Below are 22,628 nucleotides of genomic sequence, written 5' to 3'. Positions count from 1 at the left end.
AATAGGGTTCAAAGATATTACGGAAATCAGGGCAGACATGAACGCTTTGAAGGTTCTCCGCATTAGTGATTGCAGCGGCATCCTTTTTTAAGCCGATGGGAAAGTATTAAAAATAGCTATGGTGCTATGGGCATGAAAAAGATATAGCGGAAAGCACGGCCACTTTATGGTTTTTCATAAAGTGGCAATGCCCCGCCAATTAATTATAGTACGTTGTCCTTAATTTCCTCTACTATTTCTGGATTTAGCAGTGTGCTGGTATCTCCTAAATTGTTCATATCCCTACTGGCAATCTTACGCAGTATACGTCTCATGATCTTGCCAGAACGGGTCTTTGGCAGGCCAGAGGTAAACTGTATCTTATCCAGTTTGGCTATTGGCCCAATGTGCTCGGCAATGATCTGGTTGATTTCGTTCCTTAAATTGTCATGGTTCCTGGATTCCCCTGTTTCTTTAAGGATTACATAGCCGTAAAGTGCATTGCCTTTAATGTCGTGTGGGAAGCCTACAATGGCCGATTCTGCCACTGCCGGGTGCTCATTAATGGCATCCTCTATTGGTGCAGTACCCAAGTTGTGGCCCGATACGATGATGACGTCATCTACACGACCGGTAATTCTGTAGTATCCTACCTCATCTCTTAGGGCACCATCCCCTGAAAAGTATTTGTTGGGAAAAGCCGAGAAATAGGTATCCTTATAGCGATCATGATCGCCCCAAATGGTCCTTGCCATTCCTGGCCAAGGGAACTTTATACAGAGACGGCCTTCTACTTGGTTGCCTTTGAGTTCCTTGCCCAGTTCGTCCATCAGTGCCGGTTGTATCCCTATAAAAGGTAAAGTGGCATAGGTGGGTTTGGTTGGGGTTACATAAGGGATGGGAGTAATCATGATACCTCCTGTTTCTGTTTGCCACCAGGTATCCACAATGGGGCTATTCTTTTTTCCGATAACATCATTGTACCAATGCCAAGCTTCTTCATTGATAGGTTCCCCAACGGAGCCCAATACTTTTAAAGAGGACAGATCATGTTCTTCTGCAAACGAAATATTCTGCTTTGCCAAGGCCCTGATTGCCGTTGGAGCGGTGTAGAATTGATTTACCTTATGTTTTTCCACGATTTCCCAAAACCTTCCAAAATCCGGATAGCTGGGCACCCCTTCGAACATTAGGGTAGTGGCGCCATTGGCCAAAGGACCATAGACAATATAACTATGTCCGGTAACCCAACCTATATCCGCGGTACACCAATAGACGTCATTTTCGGTGTATTGAAAAACATTCTTGAAGGTATAGGCGGTATACACTAAATAACCTGCGGTAGTATGTACCATACCCTTAGGTTTACCGGTAGATCCTGAAGTGTAAAGAATAAATAATGGATCCTCGGCATTCATGATTTCAGGGACACAATCCAAATAGGCATTTTCCAGCAAAGTCTGTAACCATTCATCGCGACCTTCCTTAATGTTTATTTCGGCATTAGTGCGCCTTACTATTAAAACAGTTTTAACACTGGGACAATCTTCCAAGGCTTCGTCTACAATTCCCTTTAGGTCAATGGATTTTGACCCTCTATAAGATCCGTCGGACGTTATCAGTAATTTACAGTCACTGTCATTGATACGTGTTGCCAATGCGGTGGAGGAAAAACCTGCAAACACCACAGAGTGGATTGCTCCTATACGGGCACAGGCCAGGAGGGCAATGGACAATTCCGGGATCATGGGTAGGTAAATACATACCCGATCACCCTTTTTAATACCTTTGTCCTTTAAGACATTGGCCATTTGGCAGACGCGTTCGTGTAACTGGTGATAGGTAATGTGCTGGGCTTCCTCTTCTGGGTTGTTGGGCTCAAAAATTATGGCCGTTTTTTCTCCCCTAGTGAGTAAATGCCTATCGATACAGTTTTCCGTAATATTTAATTGAGCACCTTCAAACCATTTTATTTCCGGCTTTTCAAAATCCCAGCTTAAAACGTTGTCCCATTTTTTTCTCCATAAGAAATGCTCTTCGGCCACTTCTCCCCAGAAATTTTCCGGTTCGCGAACCGATTTTCGATAAACTTGATAGTACTCTTCTAAATGCTTAATGTGATAATTGCTCATCGTGTTTTTATAATTTCTATAAATTTATATAAATCATCCATAATAGGAGGGTTTCCTAATATGATTTTAATACTGAAAGTCTTATTTTTTGAGAATTCCATATAAACTTAACAAGGGAATAGAGAAAAAGGTACATGCCTAACACAGTTGTAGCAACTGCTGTTGATTGATTTGGATATCCTATTAAATATCTTTAATATCCCTGAAAAACTTTTAGGTTAATGGTCCACAGCCTCTCCAGCCCCACTGGGAATCCTTATATTCTCTACTATTTCCTGAACAATCTCTGGTGGATCCGGAGTAAATCTATGGATGACCAGGGCCACTATAAAGTTTACGATCATGGCAACAGTCCCAAAGCCTTCCGGAGATATGCCAAACCACCATTCGGACTTGTCCGGGATATCTCCCAACCAACCGAGCTTAAATTTGGCCATATAGAACAACATCAGACTTATTCCTACCACCATTCCGCCAATGGCCCCTTCCTTGTTCATTTTCTTATAAAAAATACCTAGTACAATGGCAGGGAAGAAAGAGGCTGCTGCCAGACCAAAGGCCAGGGCAACAACGGCCGCCACAAATCCAGGGGGGTTAATTCCAAAATATCCTGCAATGACCACAGCAACTGTTGCAGCCCCCCTTGCCACCCAAAGCTCTCCTTTTTCCGATATATTGGGTTTAAATACTTTCTTGATCAAATCATGTGAAACCGAAGCAGAGATGACCAATAACAATCCTGCAGCGGTACTTAAGGCAGCGGCCAAACCTCCGGCGGCAACCAAGGCAATTACCCAAGCAGGAAGGTTGGCAATTTCTGGGTTGGCCAACACCATAATATCATTATCAACGGTTAATTCGTTTTTATCCTTATCGGCTACATATTGAATAATGCCATCTTTATTTTTGTCATCGAACGTCAATAATCCCGTTTCCTCCCAGTTCTTAAACCATACAGGCATAAGACTGTATTCTTCGTTGCTCACCGTATTGATCAAATTCATTTTAGCAAAAACAGAAACCGCGGGGGCGGTGGTATAAAGGATAGCAATAAGCAATAAGGCCAGTCCGGCAGATTTTCTGGCATCTTTGACCCTTTTTACCGTAAAGAACCGAACAATAACGTGGGGTAGTCCCGCTGTACCCACCATAAGGGCCAGGGTAATGGCAAAGACATCGATGACCGATTTTGTACCGTCCGTATATTCGGCAAAGCCCAACTCTGTGGAGAGTCCGTTAAGCCTATCCATTAAAAAGGTTCCCGAGCCATCATTAAGGGTAGATCCCATTCCAAGCTGTGGTATAGGGTTGCCCGTCATTTGAAAGGAGATGAAAATGGCAGGGACCATAAAGGCAAATATAAGCACGCAGTATTGTGCCACCTGTGTATAAGTAATTCCTTTCATGCCGCCTAAAACTGCGTAAAACAGCACTATAACCATTCCTATGATAACGCCTGTATTGATATCTACCTGTAAAAACCTGGAGAAGACCACGCCAACGCCCCGCATTTGTCCGGCCACGTAAGTAAAGGATACGATTAATGCACAGAACACGGCCACCATGCGCGCCGTATTGGAATAGTAACGATCCCCTATAAAATCGGGTACCGTAAACTTGCCAAATTTTCGTAAGTATGGGGCGAGAAGCAGTGCCAATAAGACGTATCCGCCTGTCCAACCCATTAGATAAACGGAACCATCATAACCTGCAAAGGCAATAATTCCCGCCATGGAGATAAAGGAGGCCGCGGACATCCAGTCGGCCGCAGTTGCCATGCCGTTGGCCAAGGGGGAAACGCCACCGCCGGCTACATAGAAATCTTTTGTAGACCCGGCCCTGGACCAGATGGCAATTCCTATGTAAAGGGCAAAGGTGACTCCTACAAGGAGGTACGTCCAGACTTGAACACTCATATTTTAAGTTTTTTGGTTGATATTTTGGATTGTATTTTTGATCAATTGGGTGGTAAGCCCAAAGGTATTTCTGTAATTAGGACTGGCGTCGAAAAAAGTAAAGTGGCTATTCGTTGTAACCATACTTTTTGTCCAACTTGTTCATAAGGCGCACGTAAACAAATATTAGAATCACAAAAACGTAGATGGATCCCTGCTGCGCAAACCAAAAGCCCAATTTAAAACCACCAATTTTTATGGTGTTCAGGGTATCTTTAAACAAGATTCCGGCCCCGAAGGAAACGGTAAACCAAATGGCTAAAAGAATAAATAAATAACGCACATTTTCCTTCCAATAGGCGGTAGCCTTTTTTTGTTTTTCGCTCATTATATCTTTGGTTTTGTAAAGAGGTAATAATTAAGTAACCAAGATAAGGTTTTGATTTAATATACCAAACGATATGTTTTAGGCCGGTAAATAAATTACACCCCCAAATGAGTCCCTTTTAGCTCCTGTCACGGAACTTAGGCAGTTGGGTTTCTGTTCTTCCCGCAAGACTCCCATAAGTGCGAATACCAGAGCTTCTTTAAATTCTATCAAGGTTTTAGAGGGTGAAACAACTTTAGTTTCCTCCCCAAGTTTTTCCTGTAAACAATCCATTAGGAAAGTGTTTAAAGCTCCACCACCAGTAACAAATAAGCTCTTATTTGTTTTATTCCCATGCCCCTTTACTTGAATGGCTATCTGTTCGCATATATGATGAACGGCAGTATGTAGCAAATTTTCAATACTGTCCTTGGTATTGTCAACAATAGGGACTACTTTTTCTACAAACCATTCGAAGCCAATGGATTTAGGAAAGGGCAATTTATAGAATTCCAGGCCGTTCAATTGGTCCAACATGCCTTGGTTTATCTTTCCGGTCTTTGCCAAAGTGCCCCCTTTATCGTATTCAAGATTGATTTTTTTGGTAATATGGTTGAGGATCATATTGGCCAGACCTATATCATAGGCCAATCTTTTGCCGTTCTGTTCGAAAGATATGTTGCTTATTCCACCCAGATTTAGACAATAATCGTATTGGCCAAAAAAGAGCTGATCCCCAATAGGTACTAAAGGCGCACCTTGTCCACCCAAAGCCACGTCGTTGGTCCGGAAATCGCAAATAACCTTTGTGGCGCTCTCATTGGCCAAATGTTGGCCCGAACCTATTTGAAAGGTGAGTCCGTTTTGCGGCTGGTGGTGGGTGGTGTGGCCGTGACTGGCAATAAAATCTACTTCCAGGGTATGAGCTTCAATAAAATCCATGGCCTGTAGCCCTAGCCAGCTGCCATAGGAATTATGGAATTGTAGCAATTGGTCTGCCGGCAGGTAAATGGAGTTTTTAAGTTTTGCCTGCATTTCCTCGCTGTAGGAAACACTGTGAGTCTGTTTAATTTCGAAATCCCAACTTGTGGGAGTTTCCCATATATGGCAGTACGCCAGGTCCAAGCCGTCCAAGGAAGTTCCGGACATTAACCCTATGACTTTATATGTTTTCATTTTTAATTATTGATGTTATTGTGGTTCATAAGGGTGCCCTGGAATTATTCGGATAGTACAAAGATCACCGAAACGGGCTTATTATCATCATTGGTCACTTCCTGTAATTGGTGTAATTGCAATCCGGCTTTTTTGAATACGGACATCCATGATTCAAAGGTACGTGCATACCAAGGATGACCATCGGTGAAATTCCCAGGAAGTCCTTTCCAGGAATTGTTGATCCATTGGCTTTTGTACTCCATGTTATTTTGTACCAAGAAGAAGGGGTGAAGTGTCTGTATGGCGATATACCCATTTTCCGTGAGCGATTTTTTCACTTGTTTTAGGAGCTGGCTCAACCCTTCCCTCTGATAAAGGCAAAAGTTAAAAACAGCCGCGTCATATGGTGATTCCGAAATGGGGTTTCCCAAAATAATATCTTCATAGGACAATTGATAATAGGTACCTTCTCCTTTTTTTTTCGCATTATCCAGTAATTGGGGAATGGCATCCAATCCTACTGCAAATTTTCCCATGGTTCCAAGGCTCCTGGTGAGCCACCCCTCCCCGCAGCCTACGTCCAAAATTTTAATGGCAGGGGAATTGCCAATAAGTTCCAATATGGCCTTATTGGTGAACTTTCTGGATTCTATATCGGCATTGTCGATTACCTTGATCCACTCAAGGGCATTTTTATTCCAGGATTTGATAATGTCGTTCTCCATTGTCTTTAAAGCTCTTTTAGATTAATGGTAACAGGTAATGTCCCTTTAGCATTAATTGCGCCCGTGAAATGGGCCAGGGCATTATCTTGAAACTCAATGAAATTTTGATATCCCAATACCACTGCTTTGGCAGTCTTATACTCAATGAGGTTAAGTACATAAGGATTTCCAAATACATATAGAATAACCTTCTTTGTTTTTAACAAGTGCTGCAGCTGGTCCAATTCCTCAGTTTTGAGATCAAAATTATTCTGCGGCTTAACTTTTGGGGGATATAACGCTATTAAAATGTTATCCTCATTTTTTGGCCCCTTACCGGCAATCTTGGAGGCGGCTTGCACAAAGGTTTTATGGATTGAGTCTCCAAGGGAAAGACAATTAAATCCTTCCCTTTTAAAATCGTTAATAATGCCCCTGTCCCCTGTTAACAAGGTAAGGCTTTCCGAGGCCAGCTGTTTGTTTAAAGATGACTGTTCCTCTTTGTTTGTGCTGGGCAGGGGCAGTGAAACAAAGGCTTGTTCCTTTAGTTTCCATACCCGTTTAAAACGTTCTTCTATTTCGCTTGGGTCTGCATTTCCCATTATTTTTTGAATGCCTTCCTCTGTATTCTCAGCAAAACAAAGGATGTCATTTCCGGCATCAAAAGCGCGCCATTCCAATTGCCCTTTTTCGGGAAACATCTTACTAACGCTATGCATGTTCAAGGCATCGGAAATAACCACGCCATTAAAATTGAGTTCCTGACGAAGGAGGTCTGTAATAATGGTTTTGGAAATTGTGGCCGGAGTACCTTCGCCATTATCCAACGAGGGTACGGATAAATGACCCACCATAACGCTATCCACTCCATTTTTTATCGTTTCCCTAAAGGTATATAGCTCGTTTTCCAATAGGGCTTCCTTGGACTTGTTAATAATAGGTAGGCCAAGATGGGAATCCGTAGCCGTATCCCCATGCCCGGGAAAATGTTTGATGCAGCTAAGAACTCCAGCACTTTTTGTCCCTTCGATAAAAGCCATGGCCTTTTTGGTGACGTTTAATTTATCCCCCCCAAATGATCGGTATCCGATTACAGGATTGTTGGGGTTGTTATTGATGTCTACTACTGGGGCCAAATTCCAATGAATTCCGGCTTCTCTGCAATCGATGGCTATTTGTTGACCTACCTTAAAAATTAAATCCTCCTTGTTTTTTATGGCTCCCAAGGTAATCGCATACGGATGTTGAGGTGTATTTTCAATGCGCATGGCCAATCCCCATTCGGCATCAATACTGATGAGCAGCGGATATTTTGCCGCCTTTTGATACCTACGGATTAGATTTTTAAGTGTAGTAAGGCTTTGTTCATTGTAAACAATTTTCTTTTTTCCTTCAAAATTGGTTGCGGCACTGGCCCTACTGTGAAAAAAGCAGAGTCCCCCCACATGGTATTTACCGATTAGAGTTTCCAATTCCCGGATTTCTTCTTCGGTATCATTAATGAAGGCGGCAGGCATAAAGAATTGACCAACTTTTTCCCTTAGGGCAAGTTGGTTAGTGGCAGTTTTATAGGGGGATATATTAAACAACATTGGTATCATTTTTTTTGCCATAATCGGCTGGGTATTTAATTAATTTTAAAAGAAAAAGCGATGGTAGTGCAGCAATGACCACCCAGACAAAAAAGCCTCCATATCCTAGCCATTCCTGTATATAACCACTTGCCATTCCGGGCAGCATCATCCCCAAGGCCATAAATCCGGTGGCTATGGCATAATGTGAGGTTTTGGAAATTCCCTCGGCAATATATATCAAGAAGATCAGGAAGGCGGCAAATCCAAAGCCATAACCAAACTGTTCCAAAACCACTGTTGCCACAACTGCCACTATACTAGTTGTTTTCGTCAAGGCCAAAAAGGCGTACATGGCATTTGGCAGATTGAGGGACAGGACCATGGGCAGCATCCATTTTTTTAAGCCGTCCTTGGAAATTAGGATGCCACCAAGTATCCCGCCCAACGATAACATAATTATACCTACTGTTCCATAAATGGTCCCGACCGCTTCGGTGGAATATTCCAATCCGCCCGCTGAGGTTTTGTCCAACAAAAAGGGTGCGGCCATTTTCACCAATTGGGATTCCCCTAGACGGTAACTTAAAATAAAGGCCAAAGCTATTCCAATATTGGGTTTCTTAAAAAAGGAAATAAATACGTCTAAAAATCCTTCCGGTTTTACTTGAACAATGGCTTCGGAAGTTTCATATTTTGGAGTGACAAAAAAGTTGGCAATTGTCAATGCCAACATTAAAATGGCAGCGGCAATCATGGTGACAGACCATGCTTTTGTGTTGTCCCCATAATAGTTTTCCAGAAATCCAGCTAGGATTACAATGAGTCCTTGACCGGTGATCATGGCCAAGCGATAAAAGGTACTTCGCATGCCTACAAAGAAGGCCTGTTTTTTTTCTGTTAGTCCCAACATATAGTATCCGTCCGATGCAATATCGTTGGTTGCGGATGCAAAAGCCGCCATCCAAAAACAAGCCAAAGTAGTGGTAAAAAATACGGAAGTAGGGACGGTTAACCCCACGCCCAGGATGGCAAGTGAAATTATTAATTGCATGCTCAAAAACCATTTTCGTTTGGTGCCATTTAGGTCTACAAACGGACTCCATAGGGGTTTTAATACCCATGGAAGGTACAACCAACTTGTGTATAAACCGATATCTGAATTGCTGATACCCAGTTTTTTATACATTATCACAGAAACTGTTACTACAAGTACGTAGGGAATTCCCTGTGTAAAGTATAAAACAGGGACCCATGCCCATGCCCACTTGTCTTTTTGAATCATTTTATCTGTTTTTTATGTTCTAAAATTGATTATTATCTTGTTTGTTGTGAGGAAATAAAACCTTCTTTGACTTTAATTTAAGCTGATGATTTTGGGCTTGCTTTCCTGTCCAAGATTATTTATAAAGGTTAAGGCCAAAAGTTTTTTTCCTTTGAACACCGAACTGTCAAAACTGAAATTTCCGGATTCCGATAACGGTATTTTTGCCACTAATTTATCCGTGTTTTCCAGCGTTAATTTTGATTCTTTTTTTGCAAGGTACACTAAAGCGTATCTTAAATTCTGTCTTTCCTTAGATGGAATGCTGAAATGTAAAAGCCCATCTTTTTCTTGAAATTGTGTTTCAATAATTACATTCTGAAATCCATTTTTTTGTAAAGGCGAAGTAGGGGGCAAAGCAATATTTTGGTAGTATTTTTTCTTCAATATTTTTAGCACATCCTCTTTGTTTGACATTAAGGATTTGGCGCTGAAAAAAACATTGCCAGCAACATTTTTATCCTCCCTTGCGAATCTTAATTGGTTAGGAAGTTCTTTTTTGTTTTCCCAAGCTTTGTCGCTATTGTTTCTTATTTTGTAAGGTCCGTTGCCAATATACAGATTGGTGTTCATACTGTTTTTGGACCACCAGTCAACAATCTTTTTATGGGATGCTACGGGTAGATCCATGCTCCAATAAACTTGGGGCACCAAATAATCCAACCAACCTTTTTCCATCCATAACAAGGGATCTGCATATAGGTCCTCATAGGTAGTCTGCCCGGCTTTGGTATCCGATCCGCGTGGATCGGTACTGTTATTTTTCCAAACTCCAAAGGGACTGATACCGAATTGTACCCAGGGTTTTTTGCTTTTTATGGTTTTATGAACTTTATGCACCAAACTATCGATATTACTTCTTCTCCAATCTTCCAAGGATTGTTGGGGTAGGGCGTATTTGGTGTATGTTTCAGTATCCTTAAAAGCCTCATCGGTTATTTTATAAGGGTAAAAATAGTCGTCGAAGTGAACGGCATCTACATCGTAGTTGGCGACCACTTCTCCCATGATATTTGTTAAATGCTGTTGAACTTCTGGCAATCCTGGATTGTAATAATATTTTTTTCCATATTTAAGCATCCAGTCGGGATGTTGGTTATAGTCATGGTCTTGGCTTAATATTTCCAATTTTTCATCAAAAGTGGCGCGGTAGGGGTTGAGCCATGCGTGGAACTCCATTCCCCTGTCATGAGCTTCCTCTATCATCCATTGAAGTGGGTCGTAATATGGTTCAGGGGCAACTCCTTCGTTGCCCGTAAGAAATCTGGACCAGGGTGCATATTGGGATGGGTAAAAGGCATCTCCAGCGGCCCTAATTTGAACAATTACGGCGTTAAAATTCAGTTCTTTATAAAAATCGAGAATTTCTAGATAATCCTGTTTTTGTTTTTCAATGTTATCTAGGCTGCTTTTTGGCCAGTCTATATTGGCCACGGTGGCTATCCAAACCCCTCTGAATTCATGTTTTGGGGTTGGTATAGGGGCTTTAAATACCGAGCAGGAGGTAAGAGGGATAAGGAAGATTAAAATAATAATTTTTTGCATGGGGCTTTTACATGGTGATTTAAATAAATTGCAGTCCGAAAATAGTTTATTTATAATATTTATGGGTAAAAGGATAATAATAATGATAAATATTGATCAGGACTATTACTGATGTAAATAGACCTTAATTAATTTTAATGTCTATTTCTACTAAAAAACTATTTTTGCACTAATATATCAAACATTCAACTATGCAAGATTATAAAAAGATAACCGAATTGCCATCAAACTACACTGACCTGGAATTGATGGATACAGCAACAATCCTTAAGAATATGAACAAGGAGGATCAATTGATTGCCGAAGCTGTAGCATTGGTTATTCCTGAGGTTACAAAACTAGTGGACGCCTTAAAGGAAAGGTTCGACAAGGGGGGCAGGTTGTTTTATATAGGAGCAGGAACCAGCGGCCGATTAGGTATTTTGGATGCCTCGGAAATTCCACCAACCTTTGGATTGTCCCATGATCATGTTATTGGATTGATTGCCGGTGGGGATGTGGCTATAAGAAAGGCGGTAGAAAATGCAGAGGATGATACCGTTCAGGCTTGGAAGGATTTGGAAGCTTTTGATATTACAAAAAACGATACCGTAGTTGGGATAGCGGCATCGGGCACTACTCCATATGTCATTGGAGGCGTAAAGGAAGCTGCCGCCCATGGATTGTTAACCGCCTGTATCACCAATAATCCAGGTTCTCCCTTAACCCAAGTTGTGGAGATTCCAATTGCAGTAAATGTGGGGCCTGAATTTCTTACGGGAAGTACCCGTATGAAGAGCGGAACATCGCAAAAGCTGGTGCTAAATATGATTTCCACTGCCTTAATGATCAGGATCGGGAGGGTAAAGGGCAATAAAATGGTAAATATGCAGCTTACCAATGAAAAGTTGGTAGATCGTGGAACCCGATATTTGGTAGAGGAATTAAAAATTGATTATACCGAGGCAGAAAAATTATTAAAGAAATACGGATCTGTAAAGAATGCCATTGACGCCAGTAGGGGCTAAGCTATTTATTGACATTCATAGAAACCTCTTCGGGGGTTACTATGCTGTCGCTTTTATTGCCCCAGGAGTTTAGGATATAGTTCATTACATCCGCAATTTCCTCATCTTCCAATCCCATGGGAGGCATAATATTGTTATAGGCTACCCCGTTCACCAATATATAGCCTTGTTGGCCGTATTTTACGCCCCTTATGCTTTCCTCTCTTTTGTTCAATAAAAAATCTGACTTGGCCAATGGAGGGAATGTTTTTTCAACACCCTCTCCATTCGCCATATGGCAGTTTATACAGAAGTCCGAATAAATATCCGCACCTCTACTGATACTTTCTTCTAATACCTTGTCCTGGAACAAAAAAAAGGTCAATAATGAAATGCAGGAAATATAGCTTAAAAGCAGAAGCTTCATATATTAGTTTTTAAGATTATGATACGTTATTTAATTTAAGGACTATTATTTCTTTGGTACCAATTTATAGATTCCCTTGCCTTCCACGGCCACATATATAAAACCGTCAGGGGCTTGTCTTACATCGCGTACACGTCCCATTTCGGGCATTAGTTTTTCTCGGTAAACAACTTTGTTGCCCTTTAGCTCCAATCTTTCCAAATATTGAAATTTTAGGGAACCAATTAATAAATTACCCTTCCATTCCGGGTATTTGTCTGAAGTTACAAAGGCCATTCCACTTGGTGCAATGGAGGGTACCCAGTAATGAATTGGTTGCTCCATGCCTTCCATTTCAGTCTTGTCCGTAATGGGGGTGCCGCTATAGTTGATGCCATAAGTAATTACCGGCCATCCGTAATTCTTGCCCTTTTCAATAATATTGATTTCGTCGCCACCCTGTGGCCCGTGTTCGTTATCCCAGATTTCACCGGTCATGGGGTTTTTTACCAGACCTTGGGGGTTTCTATGGCCATAACTGTATATGGCCGTTTTGGCACCATCAGTGTTCACAAAAGGATTGTCTGAAGGAATACTCCCGTCCGCGTTTAAACGATATATTTTTCCGCCATCCCTGGTGATATCCTGAGGATTAACGTCCCGGTCCCCACGGTCTCCAATGGAAAAGAATAAATAACCCTTATCGTCAAAGACTATTCGCGAGCCAAAATGCTGACCTTTAGTGGTATTTGGTGTAGCCTTGTACAGTAACTGGGTGTCGGTAAGGCTGTTGTTGTTCAACTTTGCCCTTATAATGGCGGTATTTCCACCCTTATCATCACCTTCTTCAGAGGCATAGGATATATAGATCCATCCATTATTGGCATAATCGGGATGTGGGACAACATCTAACAGCCCTCCTTGACCTCTAACATATACGGCTGGAACATTGTCCACTATATTTTTTTTACCATCCTTGAAATGGAACAATTGACCTGTCTTTTCCGTAATAAGCATACTGCCATCGGGAAGAAAGGTAAATCCCCAGGGTATTTGTAGTTCATCGATTATTAGCTCTGCGGTGAACGGAGGATTATCTATGCTATTAACCTCATTTTCATTTTGTTGTGCGCAGGATAAATTCAAAGACATCAAGGCGATAAATATAATTGAGATACTATTTTTCATAATTCAACGTTAAATAATTAATAATGTAGCTTAGAACGCTAAAGATAAATATAAAATATAAGTAAAACTATTACACTAAAAATATACTTAGACCTCCCCAAGTCGAAATATATTTTATAAAACCTACTTAACCTATGCTCCCAAAAAAACCACGGCATGTGTATTATGCCTTACTTTTGTTAGCACTAAGCATTGTGTTTAGTGTATCAAAGGCAAACACAATAGTTTATGAGCTGTTAGCAGATGTTGCTTCTGCGGTTGAAAATATAAATTCGACCGAAACGCTTGTTGGTCAAGCTGAGATAAGCAACGCACTTGAAATCCCTACTATTAATACAGGAGAAGCATCAGTAGCTGACTTCACTGCCAGTCCAATGATGTTCGCTACCATTATCAACGGGGCCAACGAAGAGGTGACCTGTACCAACGATGGTAGTACCCTAGCCAAATTTTTCCTTTGTGGAACTGGTGATGATAGAACTCTAACAGTAAGCGGATCAGGGACCATTACCTGGCAGAAGCTTTCAGCAAGTTGTCCATTTGTAGGAACCGATACTTGTCCAGTAAAGGATAATAGTTGTTATGGACCAGCGGTAACAAGTGCCACTTACTTTCTTGATGCCAGTGATCCCTCCGTTGCGGGGGAATATCGCGTTAGGGTAGGGTCAGGGGCCTTTTATTATTTTAGGGTTTCCTCCAATCCCTTGAATCCGCAGCTCAGTACCCAGAATATTATTTGTGGTAACCCGGGAAGGGTAGAGGTGACCAATGTACCTGCTGGCTATGAATACAGTCTTAATTCTGCTGCGGGTCCTTATCAGGACAATCCGTATTTCGATATATTTACACCAGGTAATTATCAGGTTTATACCCGACTAAAGAATGCCTCCCCAAGTGCATGTGTTTTTCCTTCGCAAACGGTAACCATAAGCGAAGTGGATATGACTGTGGATGTTTCCATGGTAGATATCATCTGTAGTGGTGATAAGGGTAGCATAAGTATCAACATCTCGGGTGTACCCGGATTTTATAGCTATAGGTTAATAAGAAACGGTGCTACCATGAATACCTTTGGTCCCAATGGGTCCAACACCCATACCTTTAATAATCTTGGGGCCGGTACCTACTCGGTATCGGTTCAGGCCGGTAGTAGTTGTACCCAAACTATAAGTACCATTAATGGTAATCCCATTACCATTGGAGCTGGACTTGTACCTGTAGATGCCACTGCATTTGCAACCGATAGTTTTGGTTGCGGCGCCACTTCCGTGGATATCACCATAGATGCCAGTGGAGGTACAGGACCATATCAGTATAATGTAAATGGAGGAGCCTTTGTGGGCAGTTTCGCAAATTCCACCACACATACGGTTAATAGCCCTGGTACCTATAATATAGTGGTTAGGGATGCCAATGGATGTACCAAAACTGCTGCCGTTGACGTTGAGAATATTCCACCACCAGTTTATAATATCAGCACTGTAGATGCCAATTGTGGGGGATCCAATAATGGAAGCCTAACGGTTAACGTTACCAACAGTAATGGGTATAATTTGGAATACAGTATAAATAATGGTAGCACTTTTCAGAACAGTAATGTTTTTTCCAATTTGGCCCCTGGTAATTATGATGTAGTAATAAGGTATCAACAGGATTCTTTTTCGTGTACCACTCCGGCAGTCAATAGAACCATAGCTACCCCATCTACCATTTCAGGTAATGCCAATGCCACTCAAACCCCAACTTGTTTAAATGAAAGTGGGGGGCAGATTACCTTTTCAGGAGTTAGTGGTGGAGTAGGACCCTATGAATATAGTATTGGGTCCGGCTTCATTCTGAACAATACGGTCTTTAATGGAATTTCCGCAGGAACATATTCCCCGCAGATACGCGATGCCAATGGTTGTGTTTCTACCTTACCTGCCATTGTTTTTAGTCCGTTGAACAAACCTACGGATATCGATTTTACGGTATCCAGTATAGATTGTGCCACAGGTACGGCATCTGTTTCCTTAGCGGTAACTGGGGGGGCAGCCATAAGCACTTATGAAATTATAGCCCCGACCAGTGTAAATAATGGTGGATCCAATACTTTCACTGGCTTGGGTCTTGGTAGTTATACCTTTAGGGTAACCGATACCGCGGGCTGTAGTTATACAGAAAGTTTTGCTATAACCGATATTAGTTCTATTGGAGTTACTAGTCAGTTGTTGACCAATGTAACCTGTTTTGGGGATAGCGATGGGGCCGGCCGTTTTATAGTGGACGGATTTAATGGTACTTATAGGTATCAAATAGATGCAAATCCCGTAGTAACCGGGCAGACCTCCAATATAGTTTCTGTAGGTGGACTAAGTGCTGGTTCCTATACCATAACGGTTACGGATGAAGATACCAATTGCGTTGATACGGCAACCCTAACCATTTCAGAACCATCAACACCTTTGGCCTTAGCTCCGATATGGACGGACATGAGTTGTCAGAACAACAATAGGGGTGCGGTCAATGGGAATGCTTCCGGAGGGTGGGGAGGATATCAATACACCCTTACCAGGCCCAATGGAAGTACTGTTGGACCAAGGAGCAATCCAAATTTTACTGGTTTAACCGATGATTCCGGAGCGTACACCATTAGTGTGGAGGATGGTGGTGGCTGTACCGCTTCCGCAAGTTATACTTTTACAGCTTTAACGGCACCTACATTGGTGTTGGATACTGGGGCCTCCGATTTTTGTTTTGATAGTTCCAATGCTACTACCATGGTGGTCAACGCTAGTGGGGGAGATGGGAACTACGAATACAGAATAGACAATGGGCCTTGGGTAGCCGGTGGTGCCAGTGCTAGTTTTGGCGGCCTTACCCCTGGCAACCATACCGTGCAGGTTAAGGATGGAAATAACTGTATGGATGATGTTGTAAGGAATATTAGGCCACAGACCACTTCTACTGTAAGTATACAAAAAGAACTTACCTGTAGCCTGGTACCAGGAGCAGGTGATGCGGATATTCGGGTAAATATTGGCAATGGAAATCCACCTTATGCCAATTATGCAGTGAATATTAATGGAGGGGGATATGGACTTACTACACCTATTGCAGGAAGTAGTTTTGTATATACAACCCCAAGTCCAGGGACTTATCAGTTCCAAATTACAGACGGCAATGGTTGTGTGGTGGAAACCAATGTGGTAACCATAAGCCCAACTGATGTAATTGTAGCAACCGCCGATGTTACGGATCCGCGTTGTGATGATCCCAATACCGGAGTAGTACGCCTGGTGCCCGATACAACTGTAGGGGTAGCCCCATACGAATATAGTATAGATGGTACAACTTATACAAGTCAGGCCGTATACGGAAATCTTTCACCTGGCAACTATACCTATTATGTTAGGGATAGCAGAGGATGTTTTATAGATGTTGATTTTACGGTAGGATCTCCAGATCCGGGAGTGGATGCAACGGTAGTACCAAACGATGCCACCTGTGCAGCGGGAGTCGTTACAGGGAGTATAGATATTACCGGTAATACCAATGGGGTAGGTCCATATACCTACACTTTAATGGATGTGAACGGAAATGTTGTTGGTCCAGTTGTTAATACCGCTAGTGCCACCCATACCTTTACCAATTTACCTGAAGGAGAATATACTGTAGTTACTAGGGATGCCTCCGGTTGTGAAGATAGGGATGCGGTAACCTTGGGCCATACAGGCTTAACAATTACGCCTGTACCACCACCATTACCGGCAAGCTGTGATCCCAGTGCGGATGGCTTTACCTATACGGTTAATATTGCTGGTGGTTCGGGAGAGTATGATATAAGAGTGGTAGGCGACCCGTCAGGCTTTTTTAGTATGGCATCTGGCGCTACATCCCATACTTTTAGTAACGCTACAAACGGAATCATCTATGGAGTAGCCTATATGGTTGAAGTTCTGGACAGGGTAACAGGTTGTATTTATCAGCAGGAAATTCCACCTGTATCAGATGCCAGTAATCCATTGGCTGCAACAGCCTCTGGAACCAGTGCTTCCTGTGATGTTTCCGGGAATGGAATATTTGAATATGAAGTGGAAGAATATACTGGCACACAGTTAGAAATTACGGTAATTAATGTCACCACTGGGGCCATTGTTACACCAGCTGCAGTAATAGCTGTTCCTGCTTATGTTGCAGGAACCCCTTACGTAGGACAGCTAACTAACTTGCCTCCCGGTAATTATCGTGTGTTGGTTGAAGACGTACCTACGGGATGTACCACAAGCGCCCAAGCAATTATTGCCCAAGATATCCCAAGCATTAACGTTGATAGCAATACCAATGCCAATTGTAATAATCCAAACGGATATTTAGTTGTACGAGGGGTGGGGGGAACTGGACCATACCAATATTCTGTGGTACCTACCACAACAGCTGTAGGGGCCTATTCGGCAACAACCGACTATGCTTTGTCTCCAGGGGATTATGATGTATACGTTCAGGATGCCAGTGGTTGTAGTTCTTTCACTACGGTGACCATTTTAGAGGATCCAGGAGTTGGAGTACCTACCATTAATGTTACCAATCAATGTTTTGTGGTGGCCTCTTATAATGTTGAGGTTACGAGTCCGGTAAACAGTGGCCCTGCCCCAGAGACTACTTTTCAGTACGATATGGGTAGCGGATTTCAGGACAGCCCTTTTTTCACGGTTCCCAATCCTGGTACTTATACCATGACCGTAAGGGATGGTAACGGTTGTACCGAAGTCAATACTTTTGAAGTGTACGATTTCTTTTCCATTACTGCCAGTGCAACAGCGGAACCCTCCTGTAATAATGCAGATGGTACTATTACGGTAGTGACTTCGGGAGGTAGTGGCGATTTTGATTATGTGTTGGACGATGGAATAAATCCAACTACCTTTCAAGCTGATAATCCTGTTTTTACTGGATTAATACCAGGTAATTACACTATTACGGTTACAGATAGAAGTTCCAATACTACTCCATTGTGTGAGGATACTGCTGTGGTAGAAATTATTACGGTGGATCAACCTATAATAGATACTATTACTGAGGAGGATATTTCATGTTTTGGTAGTGCGGATGGTAGTATTTCTGTGGATTTGGATCCTACAACAGCCACAGACGGACCTTTTGTATATAACTTATACGATAGTTCCAATACCTTGGTAGTGAGTCATGCCGATGCCATTTTCGATAATTTAACGGCCGACAACTATGAGGTTGAGGTAGTGTCCAGTAGGGGATGTGTATCGCCACGGGTACCTGCTATTATTGCAGAACCCACGGCATTAATGGGTGCGGCAACTGCTCCTCCATTTACATGTAACCCTGCCAGTAATACCTTTAATACTACAATGATAACGGCATATGCCGATACAAATGGTGATGGTACGGGTAGTCTAACGGGTACAGGACCTTACACCTATAGCATCAATGATGGTACCGCCGTATTCGACGGGACCAATTTCCAGAGCAGTAATACGTTCGAGATTATAGATAATGGCGGACCTCAGACAATCATTGTTACCATACGGGACAATAATGGTTGTGAAATTACCGATACGGTCAATTTGGCCCCGCCAACAGGGCTAACCTTTAGCTTTAATGAACTTACCCCAATTACTTGTGATGCTTCGGGATCGGGGGTAATGGCCAGTACGGTAGAAATTATTATTAATGAGGGTCCAGGAGATTACGGTGTTGAAATATTGCCCTTAGGCTCACAGCCCGAACGTCTCACCAGTGGTTCGGATAGGCTTATTTGGGACTTGGATACACCCGGTGATTATATTTTTGCGGTAAGGGATATCGCAAATGGAGGTTGTTTGTATGTAACCCCGACTTATAACGTTCCCGATTACAATCTAATAGAAGCCGTTATCAATGAGGTGAAACCGGTAACTTGTTTTAATGGAACCGATGGGGAAATTAGTATTGAAGTCAACAATTATACAGGTGTTTATAATTATGAAGTATTTTCCCGTGATGCTGCCGGTGTGGAAACAACCACTGGAGTTACAGGAAGTTTTGATACCGCCAATCCAATAAACACCCCAGAAATAATTGTCGGTGTACCAGCAGGTAACTTATTGGTGCGTGTTGAGGCCGTTGATAGTCCATTTTGTGATACGGTTAGTAACACAACTACGGTACACGGACCGGATAGACCTTTGGATCCTACCCCATCGCAAACCGCAGATGTAACATGTTTTATACCTGGAAGGGGTGAAATAACGGTTGCCGGAGATGGTGGCTGGGGAGGCTATGAATATCAATTGGAACAGGAAACTGCTCCGGGAGTATACCTAGTTATTGCCCCTTTTTCTACCAATAATGTCTTTAGTGACCTAATAAGTGGCAATTATCGCGTAGGGATCAGTGATTCTGGAGGATGTGTGGTAACGGAAGATTTCACCATTAACCCACCTGTACCAATAGCTGCCGATATTAGAATTGTACAACCTTTGCTGTGTCCAGGATCTAACGATGGAATCATTGAAGCTTATAATGTAACCGGAGGAGAGGATATCAATGGTGACGGCGAGGAGTATCTGTTCCAGTTGAATAGGTTGGATACCTCGGGCAATATTTTGAATACAAGCGGATTACAGGAATCCCCTGTTTTCCCCAACCTGCCCACCGGAAATTATACCATAGTGGTCTATGATGGGTGGGGATGTAGTTTTACGACGCTTCCAATATTTATTCAGGATCCACTTCCTGTTGATGCAGATTTGGTGGAAACCTTGGCACCAGGTTGTGGCGATGAGGGACGTATGGAATTGACTATAGCAAATCCAATTGCTGGAATGGAGTATTTCTATCGCAGGTCTGGTACCACAGATCCTTTTGTTTCTTTCGGAGGAATTGGTGTAATTACCGTTGAGATTATTATACCCGATGTAAATCTTAATCCAGGTCCTTACCAATTCGATGTGCAAAATGGTAATGGTTGTCCGGAACAGAAGTCGAATGAAATTAATCTTGATCCGGCTTTACCCTTGGTTATAGCCCTTGATTTGGTGGATGCCAATATCAAATGTGCTGGACAACCTACGGGCATTGTGCGATCTGAAGCCTTTGGCGGGGTAGGAAATTATATTTATACCTTGGTAAATAATATTTTGGATAGCGGAACACCTGGTGTTCCAAGACTCCCAATTGCGACTGATATTGTGAGGGGGCCACAAAGTTCGGGTATCTTTAGGGATTTGCCTCCGGGATCTTACTATGTCTATGCAACTAGTTTGGGATGTACGGCGATTTCCGGGGAAATTTTGATAACGCCCAAAGACCCATTGATATTGGATCGTTTGGAAATGGTGCCTGTTAGTTGTTATGGAGATATAGATGGCCAGGTCATTATTGAAGCCAGTGGTGGTACTGGAAAAATACGTTTCTCCATATCCGACACCTTGAGTGAGTTCTTTGAAGGGGAAGATCCATTAAATCCCAATACTTTCACTTTTACCGATTTGCCTCCAGGCACTTATGAGATAATAGTACAGGACGAGCTGGGATGTAATATTTTGCAGGAAGTGACCATTACTGAGCCGGAAGAATTAGTGGTGGCCAATGTAGATACCACCCCGGAAACCTGTATTATGGCTTCCGATGGCTCGGCACAACTGGCCGTGATGGGTGGAACACCCTTTGTGGACACCTTAAGCGGTGCAGAGTATTACGAGACTAGAATTATTGGACCAAACTCAATTGGGGACGAAGTTTTTGAAAGAAACGATGCCTTGTTTTTTGATAACCTAATGGGTGGCGAAACCTATGTGGTATTCATTCGCGATTCCATGGGTTGTGAGACAAACGTGGTTGTTCCGATTATGATCGGTGTTGATCTTAGTTCGGAACCTATCGTTGAATACGGTTGTGAGGGAATTTTTCCTAACAGTACCGTTACTATTCGCATGACCGATGCGAGTTTAATGCCTAGATTATTGTTTTCATTGGATGTGGACGATATGGCCATGGCCAATACCCAGACTACTTTTGGGGATTTGCCTGCAGGTGACCATACTGTTTATATTTATCATGAAAATGGTTGTGCTACTTCCGTCGACTTTTCATTGGATGCATATGAGCCATTGACCCTGACTTCTATAAAATCGGGGCCAAATGAGGTTACAGCAACGGCAATGGGAGGTTTTGGAGACTATGAGTATTTCTTCCAAGGTGATTCTTATGGTACAGAAAACGTATTTTTATCCAACCAAGATACTAATGTTACGGTAAGAGTGGTAGATAGGATGGGTTGCGAGGCTACTATATCTATTCCTTTTAAATTTACAGGTATGTTGGTAGTCCCCAATTTCTTTACCCCTAATGGGGATAATATGAACGATGAATGGTATCCAGGAAATAGGGATTATTTCCCCAATCTAGAAGTTAAGATTTATGATCGGTATGGTAGGGTAGTGGCCATTTTGGATCAGGTTTCTGGCTGGGACGGTAATTATGATGGCAAGGCCGTACCTTCAGGAGATTATTGGTATGAAGTGAATGCCAATGACGAGGATAAACAACAATTTATGGGGCATTTTACCCTTTATAGATAACAGAATTATTACCTGTATTTTTCCATGAAAAGGGCACTAATAGTATTAGTGTCCTTTTTTATGTGACATAACTTTTTATTTCGAAGGATTATATTATATTTGCAGTCCGAAAAAACAATGGTATTTTTCATTTATATTGATTTTTTGGCTTACTCCCAACTACGTTTTGTAGGTTTGGGACGCGGAGGTCGTCACGCTTTGGGCGTGACCACCCTAAAAATAGGATTGGATGTTCGTTTATATTTTATATAGCGAGGAACGTTCAAGATATTATGTAGGTCAGACTGCGGATATCAAAAATAGATTGAAAAGACATAACCTTGGAATTGTACCCTCTACCAAGAGTGGGGTTCCTTGGAAATTGGTTTTGCAAATTGAAGTATTGTCGCGATCCGAAGTTATGGTTTTGGAACGACGTATAAAGAAAAGAGGAGTAAAACGTTTTATAGATGACCATTTCGGGGTGTAGCGTAGCCCGGTTATCGCGCCGCGTTTGGGACGCGGAGGTCGCAGGTTCGAATCCTGCCACCCCGACGAACCTAGAAATAGGTAGTAGCAAAAACACTGTTAATCACTTGATTTTCAGTGTTTTTTGTTTTTTGAAAAACTCTATAAAACTGCCTGAAACAGTTCAAATTTGAAATCGAACGTGATTTATTTAAGCGTTATGCTATGAAAAGGTTTGTGAACAAGGAGTTTTAGTGGATCATGCCTAATTTCTGGGTATTTGGATATTTATGCAAATAACTGAGTTAACCTAAACAGGAAGAATTCTGTATTTCTAACGCCTCTGAATT

At 42.2% G+C, this 22,628-nt stretch carries 13 protein-coding genes and 1 tRNA gene; 4 read left to right on the top strand and 10 right to left on the bottom strand.

The annotated features are described in order from the left end of the window. Positions 1–203 precede the first annotated feature (203 nt). The 8 genes from acs to MWU84_RS21515 all read right to left on the bottom strand — a co-directional run bounded on the left by acs (position 204) and on the right by MWU84_RS21515 (position 10,675). Entirely contained in the window at positions 204–2,111 is a 1,908-nt protein-coding gene (gene acs / locus MWU84_RS21550) for an acetate--CoA ligase (protein ID WP_246905641.1), read from the bottom strand. A 218-nt stretch (positions 2,112–2,329) separates the two neighbouring features. Next, positions 2,330–4,027 carry a sodium:solute symporter family protein gene (locus MWU84_RS21545; protein ID WP_246905640.1) on the bottom strand — a complete coding sequence of 566 codons (1,698 nt, stop codon included), beginning with the start codon at positions 4,025–4,027 and terminating at the stop codon, positions 2,330–2,332. A 106-nt stretch (positions 4,028–4,133) separates the two neighbouring features. Further along, positions 4,134–4,394, bottom strand: coding sequence for a DUF4212 domain-containing protein (locus tag MWU84_RS21540; RefSeq protein ID WP_246905638.1), 261 nt, complete (start codon positions 4,392–4,394; stop codon positions 4,134–4,136). Positions 4,395–4,472: 78 nt separating this feature from the next. After that, entirely contained in the window at positions 4,473–5,549 is a 1,077-nt protein-coding gene (locus tag MWU84_RS21535; RefSeq protein WP_246905636.1) for an anhydro-N-acetylmuramic acid kinase, read from the bottom strand. A 44-nt stretch (positions 5,550–5,593) separates the two neighbouring features. Beyond that, on the bottom strand, positions 5,594–6,256 hold the full coding sequence (locus MWU84_RS21530; RefSeq protein WP_246905634.1) for a class I SAM-dependent methyltransferase: 663 nt from the start codon (positions 6,254–6,256) through the stop codon (positions 5,594–5,596). Positions 6,257–6,261: 5 nt separating this feature from the next. Further along, complete coding sequence (locus MWU84_RS21525) at positions 6,262–7,827, bottom strand: glycoside hydrolase family 3 protein (RefSeq protein ID WP_246905632.1); 1,566 nt, start codon at positions 7,825–7,827, stop codon at positions 6,262–6,264. Further along, entirely contained in the window at positions 7,817–9,091 is a 1,275-nt protein-coding gene (locus MWU84_RS21520; protein ID WP_246905630.1) for an MFS transporter, read from the bottom strand. The genes MWU84_RS21525 and MWU84_RS21520 overlap by 11 nt, the downstream gene beginning before the upstream one ends. A 72-nt stretch (positions 9,092–9,163) precedes the next feature. Next, positions 9,164–10,675: a family 10 glycosylhydrolase gene (locus tag MWU84_RS21515; RefSeq protein WP_246905628.1), complete on the bottom strand. Its 1,512-nt coding sequence runs from the start codon at positions 10,673–10,675 to the stop codon at positions 9,164–9,166. A gap of 191 nt (positions 10,676–10,866) precedes the next feature. Here MWU84_RS21515 and MWU84_RS21510 point away from each other — a divergent pair, with 191 nt between their 5' ends. After that, positions 10,867–11,682: an N-acetylmuramic acid 6-phosphate etherase gene (locus tag MWU84_RS21510; RefSeq protein ID WP_246905626.1), complete on the top strand. Its 816-nt coding sequence runs from the start codon at positions 10,867–10,869 to the stop codon at positions 11,680–11,682. Position 11,683: 1 nt separating this feature from the next. On the opposite strand, the gene MWU84_RS21505 is transcribed toward MWU84_RS21510, so the two are convergent. Together MWU84_RS21505 and MWU84_RS21500 are read right to left on the bottom strand one after the other, a co-directional pair. Continuing rightward, on the bottom strand, positions 11,684–12,088 hold the full coding sequence (locus MWU84_RS21505) for a cytochrome c (RefSeq protein ID WP_246905624.1): 405 nt from the start codon (positions 12,086–12,088) through the stop codon (positions 11,684–11,686). 45 nt (positions 12,089–12,133) lie between these two features. Then, a complete protein-coding gene (locus MWU84_RS21500; protein WP_246905622.1) occupies positions 12,134–13,255 on the bottom strand; it encodes a PQQ-dependent sugar dehydrogenase in 1,122 nt (373 codons plus the stop codon). Between the two features lie 134 nt (positions 13,256–13,389). Here MWU84_RS21500 and MWU84_RS21495 point away from each other — a divergent pair, with 134 nt between their 5' ends. The 3 genes from MWU84_RS21495 to MWU84_RS21485 all read left to right on the top strand — a co-directional run bounded on the left by MWU84_RS21495 (position 13,390) and on the right by MWU84_RS21485 (position 22,365). After that, positions 13,390–21,831, top strand: a complete 8,442-nt coding sequence (locus MWU84_RS21495; protein ID WP_246905620.1) for a T9SS type B sorting domain-containing protein — start codon at positions 13,390–13,392, stop codon at positions 21,829–21,831. A gap of 229 nt (positions 21,832–22,060) precedes the next feature. After that, positions 22,061–22,300 (top strand): GIY-YIG nuclease family protein, encoded by a 240-nt coding sequence (locus MWU84_RS21490; RefSeq protein WP_246905617.1) that lies wholly within the window; start codon positions 22,061–22,063, stop codon positions 22,298–22,300. Continuing rightward, positions 22,291–22,365, top strand: a tRNA-Pro gene (locus MWU84_RS21485). The genes MWU84_RS21490 and MWU84_RS21485 overlap by 10 nt, the downstream gene beginning before the upstream one ends. The last annotated feature ends 263 nt before the right edge of the window (positions 22,366–22,628 follow it).

Origin of the sequence: Arenibacter sp. F20364, from assembly GCF_023015905.1 — a bacterium.
In the GTDB taxonomy this organism is placed as follows: Bacteria; Bacteroidota; Bacteroidia; order Flavobacteriales; family Flavobacteriaceae; genus Arenibacter.
This window is presented reverse-complemented; position numbering and strand designations above follow the sequence as displayed.

What these genes read in the sequence shown, in the direction of transcription:
- acs (WP_246905641.1), bottom strand. Translation starts at nt 2,111, where the DNA reads ATGAGCAATTATCACATTAAGCATTTAGAAGAGTACTATCAAGTTTAT.
- MWU84_RS21545 (WP_246905640.1), bottom strand. Translation starts at nt 4,027, where the DNA reads ATGAGTGTTCAAGTCTGGACGTACCTCCTTGTAGGAGTCACCTTTGCC.
- MWU84_RS21540 (WP_246905638.1), bottom strand. Translation starts at nt 4,394, where the DNA reads ATGAGCGAAAAACAAAAAAAGGCTACCGCCTATTGGAAGGAAAATGTG.
- MWU84_RS21535 (WP_246905636.1), bottom strand. Translation starts at nt 5,549, where the DNA reads ATGAAAACATATAAAGTCATAGGGTTAATGTCCGGAACTTCCTTGGAC.
- MWU84_RS21530 (WP_246905634.1), bottom strand. Translation starts at nt 6,256, where the DNA reads ATGGAGAACGACATTATCAAATCCTGGAATAAAAATGCCCTTGAGTGG.
- MWU84_RS21525 (WP_246905632.1), bottom strand. Translation starts at nt 7,827, where the DNA reads ATGTTGTTTAATATATCCCCCTATAAAACTGCCACTAACCAACTTGCC.
- MWU84_RS21520 (WP_246905630.1), bottom strand. Translation starts at nt 9,091, where the DNA reads ATGATTCAAAAAGACAAGTGGGCATGGGCATGGGTCCCTGTTTTATAC.
- MWU84_RS21515 (WP_246905628.1), bottom strand. Translation starts at nt 10,675, where the DNA reads ATGCAAAAAATTATTATTTTAATCTTCCTTATCCCTCTTACCTCCTGC.
- MWU84_RS21510 (WP_246905626.1), top strand. Translation starts at nt 10,867, where the DNA reads ATGCAAGATTATAAAAAGATAACCGAATTGCCATCAAACTACACTGAC.
- MWU84_RS21505 (WP_246905624.1), bottom strand. Translation starts at nt 12,088, where the DNA reads ATGAAGCTTCTGCTTTTAAGCTATATTTCCTGCATTTCATTATTGACC.
- MWU84_RS21500 (WP_246905622.1), bottom strand. Translation starts at nt 13,255, where the DNA reads ATGAAAAATAGTATCTCAATTATATTTATCGCCTTGATGTCTTTGAAT.
- MWU84_RS21495 (WP_246905620.1), top strand. Translation starts at nt 13,390, where the DNA reads ATGCTCCCAAAAAAACCACGGCATGTGTATTATGCCTTACTTTTGTTA.
- MWU84_RS21490 (WP_246905617.1), top strand. Translation starts at nt 22,061, where the DNA reads ATGTTCGTTTATATTTTATATAGCGAGGAACGTTCAAGATATTATGTA.